Origin of the sequence: Streptomyces afghaniensis (assembly GCF_044327915.1) — a bacterium.
Taxonomy (GTDB): Bacteria; Actinomycetota; Actinomycetes; order Streptomycetales; family Streptomycetaceae; genus Streptomyces; species Streptomyces afghaniensis.
In genome coordinates this window covers 825,189-839,255 of sequence record NZ_JBIRGJ010000002.1, presented here as the reverse complement: position 1 = coordinate 839,255, position 14,067 = coordinate 825,189, and the positions used below count along the sequence as shown (strand labels likewise).

The 14,067-nt window shown below is 69.6% G+C and carries 18 protein-coding genes and 1 tRNA gene; 14 read left to right on the top strand and 5 right to left on the bottom strand.

Going from position 1 to position 14,067, the window contains the following annotated elements; all coding sequences use genetic code 11:
* The first annotated feature begins 129 nt into the window (after positions 1 to 129).
* Positions 130 to 474, top strand: a complete 345-nt coding sequence (locus tag ACH4G3_RS10015; RefSeq protein WP_397623993.1) for a hypothetical protein — start codon at positions 130 to 132, stop codon at positions 472 to 474.
* An 18-nt stretch (positions 475 to 492) separates the two neighbouring features.
* On the opposite strand, the gene ACH4G3_RS10010 is transcribed toward ACH4G3_RS10015, so the two are convergent.
* Complete coding sequence (locus ACH4G3_RS10010; RefSeq protein ID WP_397623992.1) at positions 493 to 1,083, bottom strand: isochorismatase family protein; 591 nt, start codon at positions 1,081 to 1,083, stop codon at positions 493 to 495.
* A 115-nt stretch (positions 1,084 to 1,198) separates the two neighbouring features.
* On the bottom strand, positions 1,199 to 2,545 hold the full coding sequence (locus ACH4G3_RS10005; RefSeq protein ID WP_397623991.1) for a nicotinate phosphoribosyltransferase: 1,347 nt from the start codon (positions 2,543 to 2,545) through the stop codon (positions 1,199 to 1,201).
* 97 nt (positions 2,546 to 2,642) lie between these two features.
* On the opposite strand from ACH4G3_RS10005, the gene clpS reads away from it, so the two are divergent.
* The 7 genes from clpS to ACH4G3_RS09970 all read left to right on the top strand — a co-directional run bounded on the left by clpS (position 2,643) and on the right by ACH4G3_RS09970 (position 7,477).
* Entirely contained in the window at positions 2,643 to 2,960 is a 318-nt protein-coding gene (gene clpS / locus ACH4G3_RS10000; protein WP_338779420.1) for an ATP-dependent Clp protease adapter ClpS, read from the top strand.
* Between the two features lie 32 nt (positions 2,961 to 2,992).
* Positions 2,993 to 3,601: a DUF2017 domain-containing protein gene (locus tag ACH4G3_RS09995; RefSeq protein ID WP_397623990.1), complete on the top strand. Its 609-nt coding sequence runs from the start codon at positions 2,993 to 2,995 to the stop codon at positions 3,599 to 3,601.
* A gap of 341 nt (positions 3,602 to 3,942) precedes the next feature.
* On the top strand, positions 3,943 to 5,367 hold the full coding sequence (locus ACH4G3_RS09990; protein ID WP_397623989.1) for an amino acid permease: 1,425 nt from the start codon (positions 3,943 to 3,945) through the stop codon (positions 5,365 to 5,367).
* A gap of 134 nt (positions 5,368 to 5,501) precedes the next feature.
* Positions 5,502 to 5,924 carry a M67 family metallopeptidase gene (locus tag ACH4G3_RS09985; protein ID WP_397623988.1) on the top strand — a complete coding sequence of 141 codons (423 nt, stop codon included), beginning with the start codon at positions 5,502 to 5,504 and terminating at the stop codon, positions 5,922 to 5,924.
* Between the two features lie 107 nt (positions 5,925 to 6,031).
* A complete protein-coding gene (locus ACH4G3_RS09980; RefSeq protein ID WP_317926516.1) occupies positions 6,032 to 6,127 on the top strand; it encodes a putative leader peptide in 96 nt (31 codons plus the stop codon).
* Positions 6,128 to 6,241: 114 nt separating this feature from the next.
* Positions 6,242 to 6,520, top strand: a complete 279-nt coding sequence (locus tag ACH4G3_RS09975) for a MoaD/ThiS family protein (protein WP_010039982.1) — start codon at positions 6,242 to 6,244, stop codon at positions 6,518 to 6,520.
* Positions 6,521 to 6,526: 6 nt separating this feature from the next.
* Complete coding sequence (locus ACH4G3_RS09970; RefSeq protein ID WP_397617659.1) at positions 6,527 to 7,477, top strand: PLP-dependent cysteine synthase family protein; 951 nt, start codon at positions 6,527 to 6,529, stop codon at positions 7,475 to 7,477.
* An 89-nt stretch (positions 7,478 to 7,566) separates the two neighbouring features.
* Here the strand turns inward: ACH4G3_RS09970 and ACH4G3_RS09965 are convergent, their stop codons facing one another.
* Positions 7,567 to 8,010, bottom strand: a complete 444-nt coding sequence (locus ACH4G3_RS09965; RefSeq protein ID WP_397617660.1) for a type II toxin-antitoxin system PemK/MazF family toxin — start codon at positions 8,008 to 8,010, stop codon at positions 7,567 to 7,569.
* Positions 8,011 to 8,222: 212 nt separating this feature from the next.
* Here ACH4G3_RS09965 and ACH4G3_RS09960 point away from each other — a divergent pair, with 212 nt between their 5' ends.
* Complete coding sequence (locus ACH4G3_RS09960) at positions 8,223 to 8,975, top strand: MBL fold metallo-hydrolase (protein ID WP_010039988.1); 753 nt, start codon at positions 8,223 to 8,225, stop codon at positions 8,973 to 8,975.
* Positions 8,976 to 9,036: 61 nt separating this feature from the next.
* Here ACH4G3_RS09960 and ACH4G3_RS09955 read toward each other — a convergent pair whose 3' ends face one another.
* Positions 9,037 to 10,299, bottom strand: coding sequence for a PTS transporter subunit EIIC (locus tag ACH4G3_RS09955; RefSeq protein WP_397623987.1), 1,263 nt, complete (start codon positions 10,297 to 10,299; stop codon positions 9,037 to 9,039).
* Positions 10,300 to 10,583: 284 nt separating this feature from the next.
* On the opposite strand from ACH4G3_RS09955, the gene ACH4G3_RS09950 reads away from it, so the two are divergent.
* The 4 genes from ACH4G3_RS09950 to rdgB all read left to right on the top strand — a co-directional run bounded on the left by ACH4G3_RS09950 (position 10,584) and on the right by rdgB (position 12,893).
* Positions 10,584 to 10,817, top strand: coding sequence for a PTS sugar transporter subunit IIB (locus ACH4G3_RS09950; RefSeq protein ID WP_020270294.1), 234 nt, complete (start codon positions 10,584 to 10,586; stop codon positions 10,815 to 10,817).
* A 113-nt stretch (positions 10,818 to 10,930) separates the two neighbouring features.
* Positions 10,931 to 11,668, top strand: coding sequence for a ribonuclease PH (gene rph, locus ACH4G3_RS09945; protein ID WP_020272543.1), 738 nt, complete (start codon positions 10,931 to 10,933; stop codon positions 11,666 to 11,668).
* A 142-nt stretch (positions 11,669 to 11,810) separates the two neighbouring features.
* Positions 11,811 to 12,209, top strand: coding sequence for a hypothetical protein (locus tag ACH4G3_RS09940; RefSeq protein ID WP_010039997.1), 399 nt, complete (start codon positions 11,811 to 11,813; stop codon positions 12,207 to 12,209).
* An 81-nt stretch (positions 12,210 to 12,290) separates the two neighbouring features.
* Complete coding sequence (gene rdgB, locus ACH4G3_RS09935; RefSeq protein WP_397623986.1) at positions 12,291 to 12,893, top strand: RdgB/HAM1 family non-canonical purine NTP pyrophosphatase; 603 nt, start codon at positions 12,291 to 12,293, stop codon at positions 12,891 to 12,893.
* 47 nt (positions 12,894 to 12,940) lie between these two features.
* On the opposite strand, the gene ACH4G3_RS09930 is transcribed toward rdgB, so the two are convergent.
* A tRNA-Leu gene (locus tag ACH4G3_RS09930) sits at positions 12,941 to 13,015 on the bottom strand.
* Positions 13,016 to 13,475: 460 nt separating this feature from the next.
* Between ACH4G3_RS09930 and ACH4G3_RS09925 the strand changes: the two genes are divergently transcribed.
* Positions 13,476 to 13,925 (top strand): hypothetical protein, encoded by a 450-nt coding sequence (locus ACH4G3_RS09925; RefSeq protein ID WP_397623985.1) that lies wholly within the window; start codon positions 13,476 to 13,478, stop codon positions 13,923 to 13,925.
* Positions 13,926 to 14,067 lie beyond the last annotated feature (142 nt).

Here is a 14,067-nt window from a genome sequence, read left to right as displayed (position 1 = left end):
ATTTTCGCAGGTCAGAGCATGATCGGCGGCGACCCCCTGGCGGGTCGCCGCCGATCCGTGTTTAGGTGCGTCCTGTGGTTCTCTTATTGACACCGACCGACGCACCGACCGACACGGGGGTATGACCGCATGGCCGCAGGAGGCTTCTGCAAGTTGCCGAACGGCACCGTGGTGGTGGCGCTGAACCTGCCCAGCCCCGCCACCGACGGCCCCGGCTCCGTCCGCGTACTCGTCCACGCGGCGAACCGCGCCCGAGCCCTGACCAGGCTCCGCAACCTCGGCCTGCGCGCGGTCTACCTGCGCGGCAACGCCGCGCCGCCGTCCCCCGACGAGATCACGGCCGTCCTCCACCACCCCGACGGCCTGATATGGCGCACGGCCCCTGACAACGGTGTCGTGGCCGCTCCGGACCTCGCCCTGGAGCTGTGGCGGCCGATCAGGGCCCTCCTGCGACGCCCGACGGCCCAGACCTGACCCCCGGGCGCTACCGGGTCACTGGACGACCGGCTTGCCCGACAGCTCCACGCCGGCCTCGCGCAGCTCCTCCAGGGCGCGCTCGGTGGTCTCCTGGGCCACGCCCGCCGTGAGGTCGAGGAGGACATGGGTGCGGAAGCCCTCCTTCGCGGCGTCCAGGGCCGTGGCGCGTACGCAGTGGTCCGTGGCGATGCCGACCACGTCGACCTCGGTGACCTCACGGGAACGGAGCCAGTCGGCCAGGGGCGTGCCGTTCTCGTCCGTGCCCTCGAAGCCGCTGTACGCCGCCGCGTACGCGCCCTTGTCGAACACGGCGTCGATGGATCCGGACGCGACGGCGGGGGCGAAGTTCGGGTGGAAGCCGACGCCCTCCGTGCCGGCGACGCAGTGCGCGGGCCAGGAGCGGACGAAGTCGGGGTTGGCGGAGAAGTGGCCGCCGGGAGCGATGTGGTGATCGCGGGTGGCCACGACGTGCTGGTAGCCGGACCCGGCCGCCTGGCCGATCAGCTCGGTGACGGCGGCAGCCACGTCGGCACCGCCGGCCACCGCGAGGCTGCCCCCCTCGCAGAAGTCGTTCTGCACGTCTACGACGATCAAGGCGCGGCGCATGGTCGGTGTCCTTCGGCTATGAGGTCGGCAAGCCCGGCCGGTGCGCTTCCGAGCCTATTGACATGGAGGAGGAGACGGGAGGGGGCACGAGTCGGCGCATCGCGGCACACCGCAATTAGCTACCCGAGGCACCGTGCGCGTACTCCGTCGGAAGGACGGGCTCCCCGCGCGAGAGTTGCGTGGCCGACATCGGGAGCCCCGCACGCGCCGCCGTGTGCCGGTCCCGCGCCGCGTCCAGCGGCTCACGGGCGACGACCTCGCCGCCCTTGACCAGCTCCACCAGCAGCTGCCGGTCCGCGAGCTCCGCCGGCACCGGCCCCGTGCCGATCACCTCGGCCTCGGCGACCCCGTAGGAGTCCAGCCGCCGCGCGGCCCACTTGCGCCCGCCCACGGACGTCTTGCCCCCGCTCGACTTCTTCGCCACCGGCACCAGCGGCGCGTCCGGCTCCGCGGACTCGGCCCGCGCGACCAGCTTGTAGACCATCGAGGACGTCGGGTGCCCGGACCCGGTCACCAGCTGCGTACCGACGCCGTACGCGTCCACGGGCGCCGCCGCGAGCGAGGCGATCGCGTACTCGTCCAGGTCCGAGGTCACGATGATCTTCGTGTCGGCCGCGCCCAGCTCGTCCAGCTGCTGCCGCACCCGGTGCGCCACCAGCAGCAGATCACCGGAGTCGATCCGCACGGCCCCGAGCCCGGGTCCGGCGACCTCCACGGCCGTACGGACCGCCTCGGCGACGTCGTACGTGTCCACCAGCAGCGTCGTGCCCCGCCCCAGCGTGTTCACCTGGGCTTGGAAGGCGTCCCGCTCGCTGTCGTGCAGCAGGGTGAAGGCGTGGGCGGAGGTGCCGACGGTGGGGATGCCGTAGCGGAACCCGGCGGCCAGGTCCGAGGTGGTCGCGAAACCGCCCACGTACGCGGCCCGGGACGCCGCCACCGCCGCCAGCTCGTGCGTGCGCCGGGCGCCCATCTCGATCAGGGGCCGGTCCCCGGCGGCCGACGACATGCGCGAGGCGGCCGCGGCGATCGCCGAGTCGTGGTTGAGGATCGAAAGGATCACGGTCTCCAGCAGCACGCACTCGGCGAAGGTGCCCTCGACCCGCATGATCGGCGAGCCCGGGAAGTACACCTCGCCCTCGGGGTAGCCCCAGATGTCCCCGCTGAAGCGGTAGCCGGCGAGCCATTCGAGGGTTTCCCCGCCGACGATCTCGCGCTCGCGCAGGAAGTCGAGCACGCCCGCGTCGAAACGGAAGTTCTCCACCGCGTCCAGCACCCGTCCGGTGCCCGCCACGACGCCGTAGCGGCGCCCGTTCGGCAGGCGCCGGGTGAAGACCTCGAAGACGCTCCGCCGCTCGGCCGTGCCCGCCTCCAGGGCGGCCCGCAGCATCGTCAGCTCGTACTGGTCCGTGAAGAGCGCCGTCGAGGGAACATCCACCGGCAGCCCAAGGTCCGCTGTGTTCATGAGCGGGATCGTACCCCCATTTCGTCAGTTTGACGATTTTCATCAAGGTCCCCGGTTTCCAGGCCCATTTGTGCGACTACCCCCCTCGGGTGGCAGCATGGGCAGTGTGACGTCACCCGCGCCCCTGGAGATCGAACGGACCGAGTCGGCGGAGGAGGTTTTCGCCGTACCGGAGCCGGACCTCCCCTGGGTCACCATCGTCCACAACGACCCGGTCAACCTCATGAGCTATGTGACGTACGTCTTCCAGGCGTACTTCGGCTACTCCAAGGACAAGGCCACCAAGCTCATGCTCGACGTCCACCACAAGGGCCGGGCGGTCGTCTCCAGCGGCAGCCGCGAGGAGATGGAACGCGACGTGCAGGCCATGCACGGCTACGGCCTGTGGGCCACCCTCCAGCAGGACCGCAAGTAGCCAGCTCCCCGCCCAGCAGCGAAAAGGCGTTCATGCCCGGAACCTTCGAACCGCTTCCCGGCGGCGGCGCGGCCGTCGCCCTCGACGACGTCGAGATCTCCATCATCCGGTCGCTGGCCGTCCAGCTCCTGGAACTCATCGGCCCCGGCCCCGCCGAGGACGCCCCCGAGGACCCGCTCGCCGAGCTGTTCGCGGAAGGCCCGAGCGAGCCGCCCGCCGACCCGGTGCTGAGGCGCCTGTTCCCGGACGCCTACAGCGACCCCGAGCAGCCCGCCTCGCCCCGGGACGCCGAGGAGCAGCGGGCGTACTCCGCCGAGTTCCGCCGCTACACCGAGAACGACCTGCGGGCCGGCAAGCGGGACAACGCCCTCGCGGTGATCCGCTCCCTGGACGCGCTCTCCTCGGCCTCGGCCGGCGAGGGCGGCGCGGTGCTGAAGCTGTCGGTGGAGGAGTCACAGCGGTGGCTGAGCGCCCTGAACGACCTGCGGCTCGCGATCGGCTCGCGGCTGGAGATCACCGACGACGAGGACACCGATCTGCTCTACCGCCTCCCGGACGACGACCCGCGCAAGCCGATGGTGATGGCCTACCTGTGGCTGGGTGGACTCCAGGAGACGCTGGTCGGAACCCTTATGCCCTGATCCGTGCAGGTTCTGTGACTGCCGGGTGACCGATCGGTGTTCGCTCAGAGGACACTCAAATCCGGATAACGATCGCGTCACCGCACCCGCCTCCTATGGCCTCTTTCGGGTGCGCTTTGTCCGGTTTACCTGTGTGGTGCGCCACATCGCGCCCCTGTGATCAGTATTGCGGCCGTGATAAATCTTCACGACCGCCCGGCCGACACCACCCGAATGTCCGGCCGGGTGCGCCACCGAGCCGACAACCGTCGGCCAGGCACCGCTCCATTTATCCGGGGGGATCGAGACCCGATCCGAGGCCGACGAAGGTCCGGGTCGGCATGGAGAAAGGCGCACCACACATGACCTCTGCGCAGGTCGACACGGAAAACGTGCCCGAAGAGGGGTACGAGCGCGGCCTCGGCAGCCGCCAGGTCCAGATGATCGCCATCGGCGGCGCCATCGGCGTCGGCCTGTTCATGGGTGCCGGAGCGAACATCGCCAAGGCCGGCCCCAGCATCATCCTCATGTACGCCCTCGCGGGCGTCGTCATCTTCTTCATCATGCGGGCGCTGGGCGAACTGCTCCTGTACCGGCCCGTCTCCGGCTCCTTCGCCGAGTACGCCCGCGAGTTCCTCGGCCCGTTCTTCGGGTTCGTCACGGGCTGGACGTACTGGCTCATGTGGGTGGTCACCGGCATGGCCGAGCTCACGGCCGCCGCGATCTACATCCACTTCTGGTTCCCGGAGATCCCGCAGTGGGTCAGCGCCCTGGTGTTCCTGGTGGTGCTCTTCGGCGTCAACCTGATCTCCGTCAAGATCTTCGGCGAGGTCGAGTTCTGGTTCTCGATGATCAAGGTCACGGCCATCATCGGCATGATCGTCATCGGCCTCGGCGTGCTCACCCTCGGCTTCTCCGACGCCGGTGACACCGCCGCCGTCTCCAACCTTTGGTCGCACGACGGCTTCTTCCCGAACGGCATCGGCTCCAGCCTGATGACGCTCCAGGGCGTCATGTTCGCCTACCTCGCCGTCGAGCTCGTCGGCGTCACCGCGGGCGAGTCCGAGAACCCCGAGAAGACCCTGCCCAAGGCCATCAACACGCTGCCCTGGCGCATCATCGTCTTCTACGTCGGCGCGCTGCTGGTGATCCTCTCCGTGGTCAAGTGGACCGAGTTCTCCGCCGGCGAGAGCCCCTTCGTGCACGCCTTCGGCGAGATCGGCATCCCGCTCGCCGCGGGCATCGTCAACTTCGTGGTGCTCACCGCGGCCCTGTCGTCCTGCAACTCGGGCATGTACTCCACCGGCCGGATGCTGCGCGACCTGGCCGCCAACAGTGAGGCGCCGCAGGCGTTCGGCAAGCTCAACGCCCGCAAGACGCCCGCCGTCGGCATCACGGTCTCCGTGGCGCTCATGGGCATCGGCGTCGTCCTGAACTACGTCGTCCCGGAGAAGGCGTTCCTCTACGTCACCTCCGTCGCCACCGCGGCCGGCATCTGGACCTGGATGATGATCCTCGTCAGCCACATCCGCTACCGCGCCGCGGTCGACGCGGGCCGGCTGCGCGCCTCGTCCTTCCCCGCTCCCGGCGGAGCGCTCTTCAGCTGGGTCGCGCTCCTCTTCCTCATCGGCGTGACCTGCATGATCGCGTACGACAAGGACGCGCGGATCTGCCTGTACGTCGCGGCCGGCTGGGCCGTCGCCCTGGCCATCGGCTGGGCGATCCTCAAGAGCCGCAACCCGCAGATCGCCGAACGCCGCGACGCGGAGTTCGAGAAGGTCGGCTGACCAACCCGCAAGGACGTCCAGCCGCCGGGAGCACTCGTGGCGCCCCCGGCGGCTGCCGCTCAGGACGTCCGGCATGTGGGCCGTTCCGTACCATCCATCGGTACGGAACGGCCCTTCTGCTTATCCTGACGAGCATGCTGACCATCACCCAGGCCCTCGTCGACCAGATCGTCGCCCACGCGCGCAAGGACCACCCCGACGAGGCGTGCGGCGTGATCGCGGGCCCCGCGGGCTCGGACCGCCCCGAGCGCTTCATCCCGATGCTGAACGCGGCCATGTCACCCACGTTCTACGAGTTCGACTCCGGCGACCTGCTCAAGCTCTACCGCGAGATGGACGACCGCGACGAGGAGCCGGTGGTGATCTACCACTCCCACACGGCGACCGAGGCCTACCCCTCGCGCACCGACATCTCGTACGCGAACGAGCCCGGCGCGCACTACGTCCTCGTCTCCACGGCCGACACCGACGGGGCCGGCGAGTTCCAGTTCCGCTCGTTCCGGATCGTTGAGGGCGAGGTCACGGAGGAGGAGGTCCAGATCGTCGAGGCGTACTGAGAGGTCTGCACGGGGCTGAACAGGGCGGTCTCACTCTCCGGCCCGAAATCGTCCGAGATGTGGGATCACATTCCAGTACCCGGACCGGGAATCGATACGATGAGCGCATGGTTTTCCACGACGTGAGCGACAAGACGCCGGGCACGCTGCTCGTCGCGCGGCTGCACGTCGACCTGTGCAGGCTCGCCAGCGCCATCTGTTGACGCCGATCCCTGCCGCCGTACGGCCGTGAGCCGCGGCGCTGCACACACGCACCATCCCGCTGTTCCTGCGCTGCCGCGCGCCCGACTGACTACTCCCGACAGGAGCCCTGAGCCATGGCCATCGAGGTCCGCATCCCGACCATCCTCCGCCAGTACACCGACGGTCAGAAGGCGGTGGAGGGCAGCGGTGACACCCTCGCCGAGCTGTTCGCCGACCTCGAGACGCGGCACGCCGGCATCCAGGCCCGCATCGTCGACGGCGACCAGCTGCGCCGTTTCGTCAACGTCTACCTGAACGACGAGGACGTGCGCTTCCTCGACGGCATCAAGACCAAGCTGACGGACGGCGACAACGTCACGATCCTGCCGGCCGTGGCCGGCGGCATGGTCTGATCACCGATGCGCTACGACTCACCCCTGGCCGCGGTCGGCAACACCCCCCTGGTGCGCCTGCCGCGGCTGTCGCCGTCCGCCGACGTCCGTGTCTGGGCGAAGCTGGAGGACCGCAACCCGACCGGGTCGGTCAAGGACCGCCCGGCCCTGCACATGATCGAGCAGGCGGAGAAGGACGGCCGCCTGACGCCGGGTTGCACCATCCTGGAGCCGACGTCCGGCAACACCGGCATCTCGCTCGCCATGGCGGCGAAGCTCAAGGGCTACCGCATCGTGTGCGTGATGCCGGAGAACACCTCGCAGGAACGGCGTGACCTGCTGGCCATGTGGGGCGCCGAGATCATCTCCTCCCCGGCGGCGGGTGGCTCCAACACCGCGGTGCGCGTCGCCAAGGAGCTCTCGGCCGAGCACCCGGACTGGGTGATGCTCTACCAGTACGGCAACCCGGACAACGCGGGCGCCCACTACGCGACGACGGGCCCCGAGATCCTCGCGGACCTGCCCTCGATCACCCATTTCGTGGCCGGCCTCGGCACCACCGGCACGCTCATGGGCGTGGGCCGCTACCTGCGCGAGCACAAGCCGGACGTCCAGATCGTCGCCGCCGAACCGCGCTACGACGACCTGGTCTACGGCCTGCGCAACCTCGACGAGGGCTTCGTCCCCGAGCTGTACGACGCGTCGGTCCTCACCAGCCGCTTCTCGGTCGGCTCGGCGGACGCGGTCACCCGCACCCGCGAGCTGCTCCAGCAGGAGGGCATCTTCGCCGGCGTCTCGACGGGCGCCGCGCTGCACGCCGCGCTCGGCGTGGGCAAGAAGGCCGTGGCGGCCGGTGAGCCGGCCGACATCGTCTTCGTCGTCGCCGACGGCGGCTGGAAGTACCTGTCGACGGGCGTCTACACGGCGGCCACGACGGAAGAGGCCATCGAGACGCTCCAGGGCCAGCTCTGGGCGTAACCCGACGGCAGACCACACGAGAAGGGCCGGAGCGAGAACTCCGGCCCTTTTGGTTTCCGGCCCTTCCGGGTTTCCGGCTGATCCGGCTGTCAGCCGGTCAGGTACCGCACCTGGTCCCACAGCGTCGGGTCCACCACCCCGACCCGTCGCCGGAAGCCCCACACCGGGACCTCCCGCAGCTCGTCCGTCTCCAGGAAGCTCGCGCGGCCCTGGGGGTCGCCGACCGTGCCCGGCGGGAGGGGGATCACACCGGTGCGCTCGTGCCGGAACCGGGTGGTGATCTTCGCGACGGTCGCCCGCTCCCCGCGCACCGCCAGCACCAGACACGGCCGGTCCTTCGTGCGCGCCTCGTCCTCGTAGGGGACGTCCGCCCACCAGATCTCCGCCGGCTGCGGCTGCCCCGCCACCGCGGCGGTCCCGGCCGCGGTCCGGCCCCGCCGCGCCGACGACCGCCGCCCCCAGCCGTCGACGAGCGTTGCGACGAGCGCGAGCAGTACCACCGCGGCGAGCGCCAGCCACCAGGACGTGTCCATACTGAGACGTTACCGGCGCCATCGCCTCCCCCGCGCCCTTCTCCCGAGGATCACCCCCGGCGTTGCCAGCCGAACCGGTGACAGCACAGGTGAGTTCGCCCACAACAGCCCTTGGCGGAGGAGCGACCGGAGGTTTTGCGCCTTACGCTCGACGCACCGCACGACCCCCGACGCCCCTCTCAGACATTCCCGCCAGCGGAGGTTTCTGCTTCATGAAGCTCACCGTCGTCGGCTGCTCGGGGTCGTTCCCGTCCGCGGAATCGGCCTGCTCGAGCTACCTCGTCGAGGCCGACGGCTTCCGGCTGCTTCTCGACATGGGCAACGGTGCCCTGGGCGAGTTGCAGCGCCACTGCGGTCTCTACGACCTCGACGCGATCTTCCTCAGCCACCTGCACGCCGACCACTGCATCGACATGTGCGCGTACTTCGTCGCGCGTTACTACCGCCACGACGGCGGCCGCTGCGATCCGCTCCCCGTCTTCGGACCGGAAGGCACGGAACACCGGCTGACCACCGCCTACGCGGACACCCCCTCCGCCTCCTCCATGAGCGAGGTCTTCGACTTCCACACGGTCAAGCCGTCCACCTTCGAGATCGGCCCGTTCACGGTGCACACCGAGCGCGTGGCCCACCCCGTGGAGGCCTACGGCATCCGCGTCGAACACGACGGCAAGGTCCTGACGTACTCCGGCGACACCGGCGTGAGCCCCGCCCTGGACGAACTCGCCCGGGACGCCGACCTGTTCCTGTGCGAGGCGGCGTTCACGCACGGCAAGGAGAACATCCCCGACCTGCACCTCAACGGCCGCGAGGCGGGCGAGACGGCGGCCCGGGCAGGTGCCCGGCGTCTGGTCCTCACCCACATCCCGCCGTGGACGGACCCGCAGGCCAACCTCGCCGACGCCCGCGCGGTGTACGACGGTCCCGTGGACCTCGCGGCACCCCGGCAGACGTACGAGATCTGAGCACCCGAGCACGAAGAGGCCCCGGAACCGAAGCGGTTCCGGGGCCTTCGCCATGTGCGGGCTACTTCGCCTCCGCCTTCTGGAGCTCGGCGAGTTCCTCGTCGGACTCGCGGCCCGGCGTCGGCAGGTTGAACTTGGTGATCGCGAAGCGGAAGACCACGTAGTAGACCGCCGCGAAGCACAGGCCCACCAGGGCCAGGCCCCATGGGTTGGTCGCGATGCCCAGGTTCAGGAAGAAGTCCACCGCGCCGGCCGAGAAGCCGAAGCCGTCCTTCATCCCCAGGGCCCAGGTCAGCGCCATCGAGACACCGGTGAGCACGGCGTGGATCGCGTACAGCACCGGGGCGATGAACATGAAGGTGAACTCGATCGGCTCGGTGACGCCCGTGACGAACGAGGTCAGCGCGAGGGAGATCATCATGCCGCCGACGACCTTGCGGCGCTCGGGCCGGGCGCAGTGCACGATCGCCAGGCACGCGGCCGGCAGGGCGAACATCATGATCGGGAAGAAGCCGGTCATGAACTGTCCGGCGCTCGGGTCGCCCGCCAGGAACCGGGCGATGTCGCCGCTCTTGCCCTCGTAGGTGCCGGCCTGGAACCAGGGGAAGGAGTTCAGCAGGTGGTGCATGCCGATCGGGATCAGCGCGCGGTTGGCGACACCGAAGATGCCCGCGCCGACGGCCCCGGAGCCCACCAGCCACTCGCCGAAGTTGTGCAGGGCCGTGCCGAGGACCGGCCAGATGTAGCCGAAGACGATGCCGATGACCAGGCCCGCGAAGGCGGACAGGATCGGGACCAGGCGGCGACCGCCGAAGAAGCCCGCCCAGTCGGGCAGCTTGGTGCGGTAGAAGCGCTGGTAGAGCAGGGCGACGACGAGGCCCATCACCACACCGCCGAGCACCTTGGCGTCCACCGGCGCGTCCGTCATGACGACCTTGCCGTCGACCGCCGTTGCCACCTTGGGCAGGTTCGGGTCGGTGAACGTGGCCAGCACGTTCTTGAAGACGAGGTAGCCGACGACGGCGGCGAGAGCGGTCGAGCCGTCCGACTTCTTCGCGAAGCCGATCGCGATGCCCACGGCGAACAGCAGCGGCATGTTGTCGAGGATCGCGTTGCCGCCCGCGGTCATGAAGCCCGCGATCTTGGTGATGAACTCCGGGAACGACTCCCGCCCCAGCATGTCGGTGTTGCCGAGGCGGACGAGGAGGGCGGCGGCCGGCAGGACGGCGACGGGCAGCATGAGGCTGCGGCCGATACGCTGCAGGACCGCCATCACCGCAGAACCCTTCTTCGGGCTCGCGGGCGCGGCTGTGGCTGTGGACATGAACTTCCTCCATGGGGCACGGCGCCGCCCAGGAAGGGTTCGACGGGGGACGGCGGCGTCTCAAAAGGGGAACGCGGTCTCCACCGCGCGACCTCCACCAGTGAGTGGTGTAGACCAGTTGTAGCACGGTAGGCCGAACGAGTGGAACCCGCCAATTCCGCCCGCTGTGACGAACTGGAGGCTGCGGCTCCCGGCCCCTTTGTGGAGAGGCGGGCTCGTGGTGTAGACCTGTTGCCCCAACTGTGGGTTACTGCGACAAAGCGGTTCGATCAGGGAGAACGAACATGGCCACCAAGGCTGAGAAGATCGTTGCCGGGCTCGGCGGCATCGACAACATCGAAGAGGTCGAGGGCTGCATCACCCGCCTGCGGACCGAGGTCGTGGACCCCGCCAAGGTCGACGAGGCCGCCCTGAAGGCCGCCGGCGCCCACGGCGTCGTCAAGATGGGCACCGCGATCCAGGTCGTCATCGGCACCGACGCCGACCCCATCGCCGCGGAGATCGAAGACCTGATGTGAAGTGCGGGGATCGTCCCGGGCTTCACCCCCTGACGGACCCGCGAGATCAGTCGTGAGGGCCCCTTTCCACCGCGGGAGGGGCCCCTTCCGTATGTACGGATAGGCTCAGCGGCATGTCTCGAATCGACGGCCGCACCCCCCAGCAACTCCGCCCGATCACCATCGAACGCGGCTGGAGCAAGCACGCCGAAGGCTCCGTCCTGGTCTCCTTCGGCGACACCAAGGTCTTCTGCACCGCCTCCGTCACCGAAGGCGTCCCGCGCTGGCGCAAGGGCAGCGGTGAAGGCTGGGTCACCGCCGAGTACTCCATGCTGCCCCGCTCCACCAACACCCGCGGCGACCGCGAGTCCGTCAAGGGCCGCATCGGCGGCCGTACCCACGAGATCAGCCGCCTCATCGGCCGCTCGCTGCGCGCCGTCATCGACTACAAGGCACTCGGCGAGAACACCATCGTCCTCGACTGCGACGTCCTCCAGGCCGACGGCGGCACCCGCACGGCGGCCATCACCGGCGCCTACGTGGCACTGGCGGACGCCGTCGCCTGGGCCCAGCGCAAGAAGCTGATCAAGGCCGGCCGTCAGCCCCTGACCGGCACCGTCAGCGCCGTCTCCGTCGGCATCGTCGGCGGCGTCCCCCTCCTCGACCTCTGCTACGAGGAGGACGTCAAGGCCGACACCGACATGAACGTCGTCTGCACCGGCGACGGCCGCTTCGTCGAGGTCCAGGGCACCGCCGAGGCCGAACCCTTCGCCCGCGACGAACTCAACGCCCTCCTGGACCTCGCCGTCGCAGGCTGCACGGAACTCGCCGCCCACCAGCGCACGGCGCTTGATACCGTCCTCGAAAAGTAAAGGGCGCGCCAAGACAGGTGCTCGGCACGGGCAACCGTGCCGAGCACACTCGCGTCTGAAGGAGTACGGGCGCACGGCTCATCCCTGTGCGTCCGGCCAGCCACACGGGCCGCCCGGCCCGACCGACGAGAGGGACCGTTCCATGGCCGCGAGCCGCCGACGCCGCACCGCAGCCGTCGCCGCCACTCTGGCGGCCGTCGCGCTGACCGCCGGACTCACCACCGGCTGCGCCGCCGTCGACAAGGCGCTGGACTGCGTCCAGACCGCCGACGCCATCGCCGACAGCGTCACGGAACTCCAGCAGGCCGTGGACAACGCCGCGAACGACCCGACGCAGCTCGACGAGTCCCTCGACTCCATCGACAAGAACCTGGACAAGATCGGCGACAAGACCGACAACGCGGATGTCAACAAGGCCGTCGACGACCTCAACCAGGCTGTCGGCAACGTCCGTACGGCGGTCAAGAACGGCGACGAGACGCCCGACATCAGCCCGGTCACGGACGCGGCGGGAGAACTGACCAAGGTCTGCACGCCGTAGCGCCGCGCCGGCTGCGGGTGTGTCGTGGTTGCTCGCGCAGTTCCCCGCGCCCCTTTCGGGGCGCCGAATACTGTTGGGTCCATGACCCGCCTGATCCTCGCCACCCGTAACGCCGGAAAGATCACCGAGCTCCGCGCGATCCTCGCCGAAGCCGGCCTTCCCCACGAACTCGTCGGCGCCGACGCCTACCCGGACATCCCCGACGTCAAGGAAACCGGCGTCACCTTCGCGGAGAACGCGCTGCTGAAGGCCCACGCCCTGGCCCGGGCGACGGGGCTCCCGGCCGTCGCCGACGACTCCGGCCTCTGCGTCGACGTTCTGAACGGCGCCCCCGGCATCTTCTCCGCCCGCTGGTCCGGCCACCACGGCGACGACAAGGCCAACCTCGACCTGCTCCTCGCCCAGCTCTCGGACATCGCCGACGAACACCGCGGCGCCCACTTCGCCTGCGCGGCGGCGCTGGCCCTGCCGGATGGCACGGAGCGGGTGGTGGAAGGCCGGCTGCGGGGCGTCCTGCGCCACGAGCCCACGGGCTCGGGGGGCTTCGGTTACGACCCGATCCTCCAGCCGGAGGGGGAGACGCGGACCTGTGCGGAACTGACCCCCCAGGAGAAGAACGCGATCAGCCACCGGGGACAGGCGTTCCGGGCGCTGGTGCCGGTGGTGCGGGAACTGCTCGGCTGACGGCATGGCGAAGGGCGCCCCACCAAGAGTGGTGCGCCCTTCCTGAATGAGCCCGGTGGGACTCGAACCCACGACACACCGGACCTAAACCGGCGCCCTCTTGCCAGCTGGGGTACGGGCCCACAGCGCTGCCTACTCTACTAGCAGCCCTGCTTGGCGAGCGCTGGGGGACTGAACTCCCTTACCACAGCTGGAAGTTCGCGAAAAACCGGGAGAGGCCGAAATGCTGCGGTCGGCCTCGCCGGAGCCGGTGCTTCAGGAGGTCTGGATCACCTGCCACTCCGTCACTGTCCGAGCCGGATCATCGTGCGGCCGGCCGCTGCGACCGCGATGCCGGACCGCCGTCGCCACCCGCGGGACCTGGCGATTCCTTCGCGAACCGCTGTGCGCGACCACGCGGATCACCCCATTCGCGCAGGCCGGCCATACCCTTCACCTGGCCTTCCCGGACCGGCGGCGAGAGGCACAAGATTTTTACGCCACATTGACTTAAAGATCATCTGTTCGATAGCTTCCACGCCTCGCCTGATGTGGACAGGCCTCATGGGGGGCCGCATCGGGTGGGAGATTCGGAGTTCCCGCATGTCGGGCAGATCCTCCAAGCGCGCGTCCGCCGTGATCGCCATGGCGTCAGCCTTCACCCTCGCGTTGTCCTCTGGTGCCTGGGCCAACTGGTCGAGCAGCATCAACTCGTGGACGGACGGCGGCGGCAGCAACGGCCAGTCCCGCTACTGGGCGGACGAGAGCTACTCGGAGATCATCTTCAAGGGTTGCACCGTGCAGGGTGGCAGCAAGACCACCGGGGTCGAGCTGTGGGACTACGACGCGCTGTCGTCCAACGACTTCTACGGTGAGAAGACGTTCACCAACTGCTTCAACGGCTCGACCTACGCGAGCCGGGGCGAGTACAACGGCCTGCCCCAGGAGTCGGACTACTTCTTCCAGCTCGACAACGTCGGCGGCGGAAGCAACGCGTGCTGCCTGCTGTGGGCGACCTACGCGGGAGTCGACACCTCTCTCGCCGATTCCTGATCAGTGATCTGCAGCGTGGTGGGGGGCCCGCCGGGGGGGCCCCCCCCCCCCCCGGGGCCCCCCCCCCCCCCCCCCCCCCCCCCCCCCCCCCCCCCCCCCCCCCCCCCCCCCCCCCCCGCGGGGGCGCCCCGCGCCCCCCGCA

Coding starts and splice junctions, on each gene's coding strand:
- ACH4G3_RS10015 (WP_397623993.1), top strand. CDS start 130: ATGGCCGCAGGAGGCTTCTGCAAGTTGCCGAACGGCACCGTGGTGGTG.
- ACH4G3_RS10010 (WP_397623992.1), bottom strand. CDS start 1,083: ATGCGCCGCGCCTTGATCGTCGTAGACGTGCAGAACGACTTCTGCGAG.
- ACH4G3_RS10005 (WP_397623991.1), bottom strand. CDS start 2,545: ATGAACACAGCGGACCTTGGGCTGCCGGTGGATGTTCCCTCGACGGCG.
- clpS (WP_338779420.1), top strand. CDS start 2,643: ATGGGCAGTGTGACGTCACCCGCGCCCCTGGAGATCGAACGGACCGAG.
- ACH4G3_RS09995 (WP_397623990.1), top strand. CDS start 2,993: ATGCCCGGAACCTTCGAACCGCTTCCCGGCGGCGGCGCGGCCGTCGCC.
- ACH4G3_RS09990 (WP_397623989.1), top strand. CDS start 3,943: ATGACCTCTGCGCAGGTCGACACGGAAAACGTGCCCGAAGAGGGGTAC.
- ACH4G3_RS09985 (WP_397623988.1), top strand. CDS start 5,502: ATGCTGACCATCACCCAGGCCCTCGTCGACCAGATCGTCGCCCACGCG.
- ACH4G3_RS09980 (WP_317926516.1), top strand. CDS start 6,032: ATGGTTTTCCACGACGTGAGCGACAAGACGCCGGGCACGCTGCTCGTC.
- ACH4G3_RS09975 (WP_010039982.1), top strand. CDS start 6,242: ATGGCCATCGAGGTCCGCATCCCGACCATCCTCCGCCAGTACACCGAC.
- ACH4G3_RS09970 (WP_397617659.1), top strand. CDS start 6,527: ATGCGCTACGACTCACCCCTGGCCGCGGTCGGCAACACCCCCCTGGTG.
- ACH4G3_RS09965 (WP_397617660.1), bottom strand. CDS start 8,010: ATGGACACGTCCTGGTGGCTGGCGCTCGCCGCGGTGGTACTGCTCGCG.
- ACH4G3_RS09960 (WP_010039988.1), top strand. CDS start 8,223: ATGAAGCTCACCGTCGTCGGCTGCTCGGGGTCGTTCCCGTCCGCGGAA.
- ACH4G3_RS09955 (WP_397623987.1), bottom strand. CDS start 10,299: ATGTCCACAGCCACAGCCGCGCCCGCGAGCCCGAAGAAGGGTTCTGCG.
- ACH4G3_RS09950 (WP_020270294.1), top strand. CDS start 10,584: ATGGCCACCAAGGCTGAGAAGATCGTTGCCGGGCTCGGCGGCATCGAC.
- rph (WP_020272543.1), top strand. CDS start 10,931: ATGTCTCGAATCGACGGCCGCACCCCCCAGCAACTCCGCCCGATCACC.
- ACH4G3_RS09940 (WP_010039997.1), top strand. CDS start 11,811: ATGGCCGCGAGCCGCCGACGCCGCACCGCAGCCGTCGCCGCCACTCTG.
- rdgB (WP_397623986.1), top strand. CDS start 12,291: ATGACCCGCCTGATCCTCGCCACCCGTAACGCCGGAAAGATCACCGAG.
- ACH4G3_RS09925 (WP_397623985.1), top strand. CDS start 13,476: ATGTCGGGCAGATCCTCCAAGCGCGCGTCCGCCGTGATCGCCATGGCG.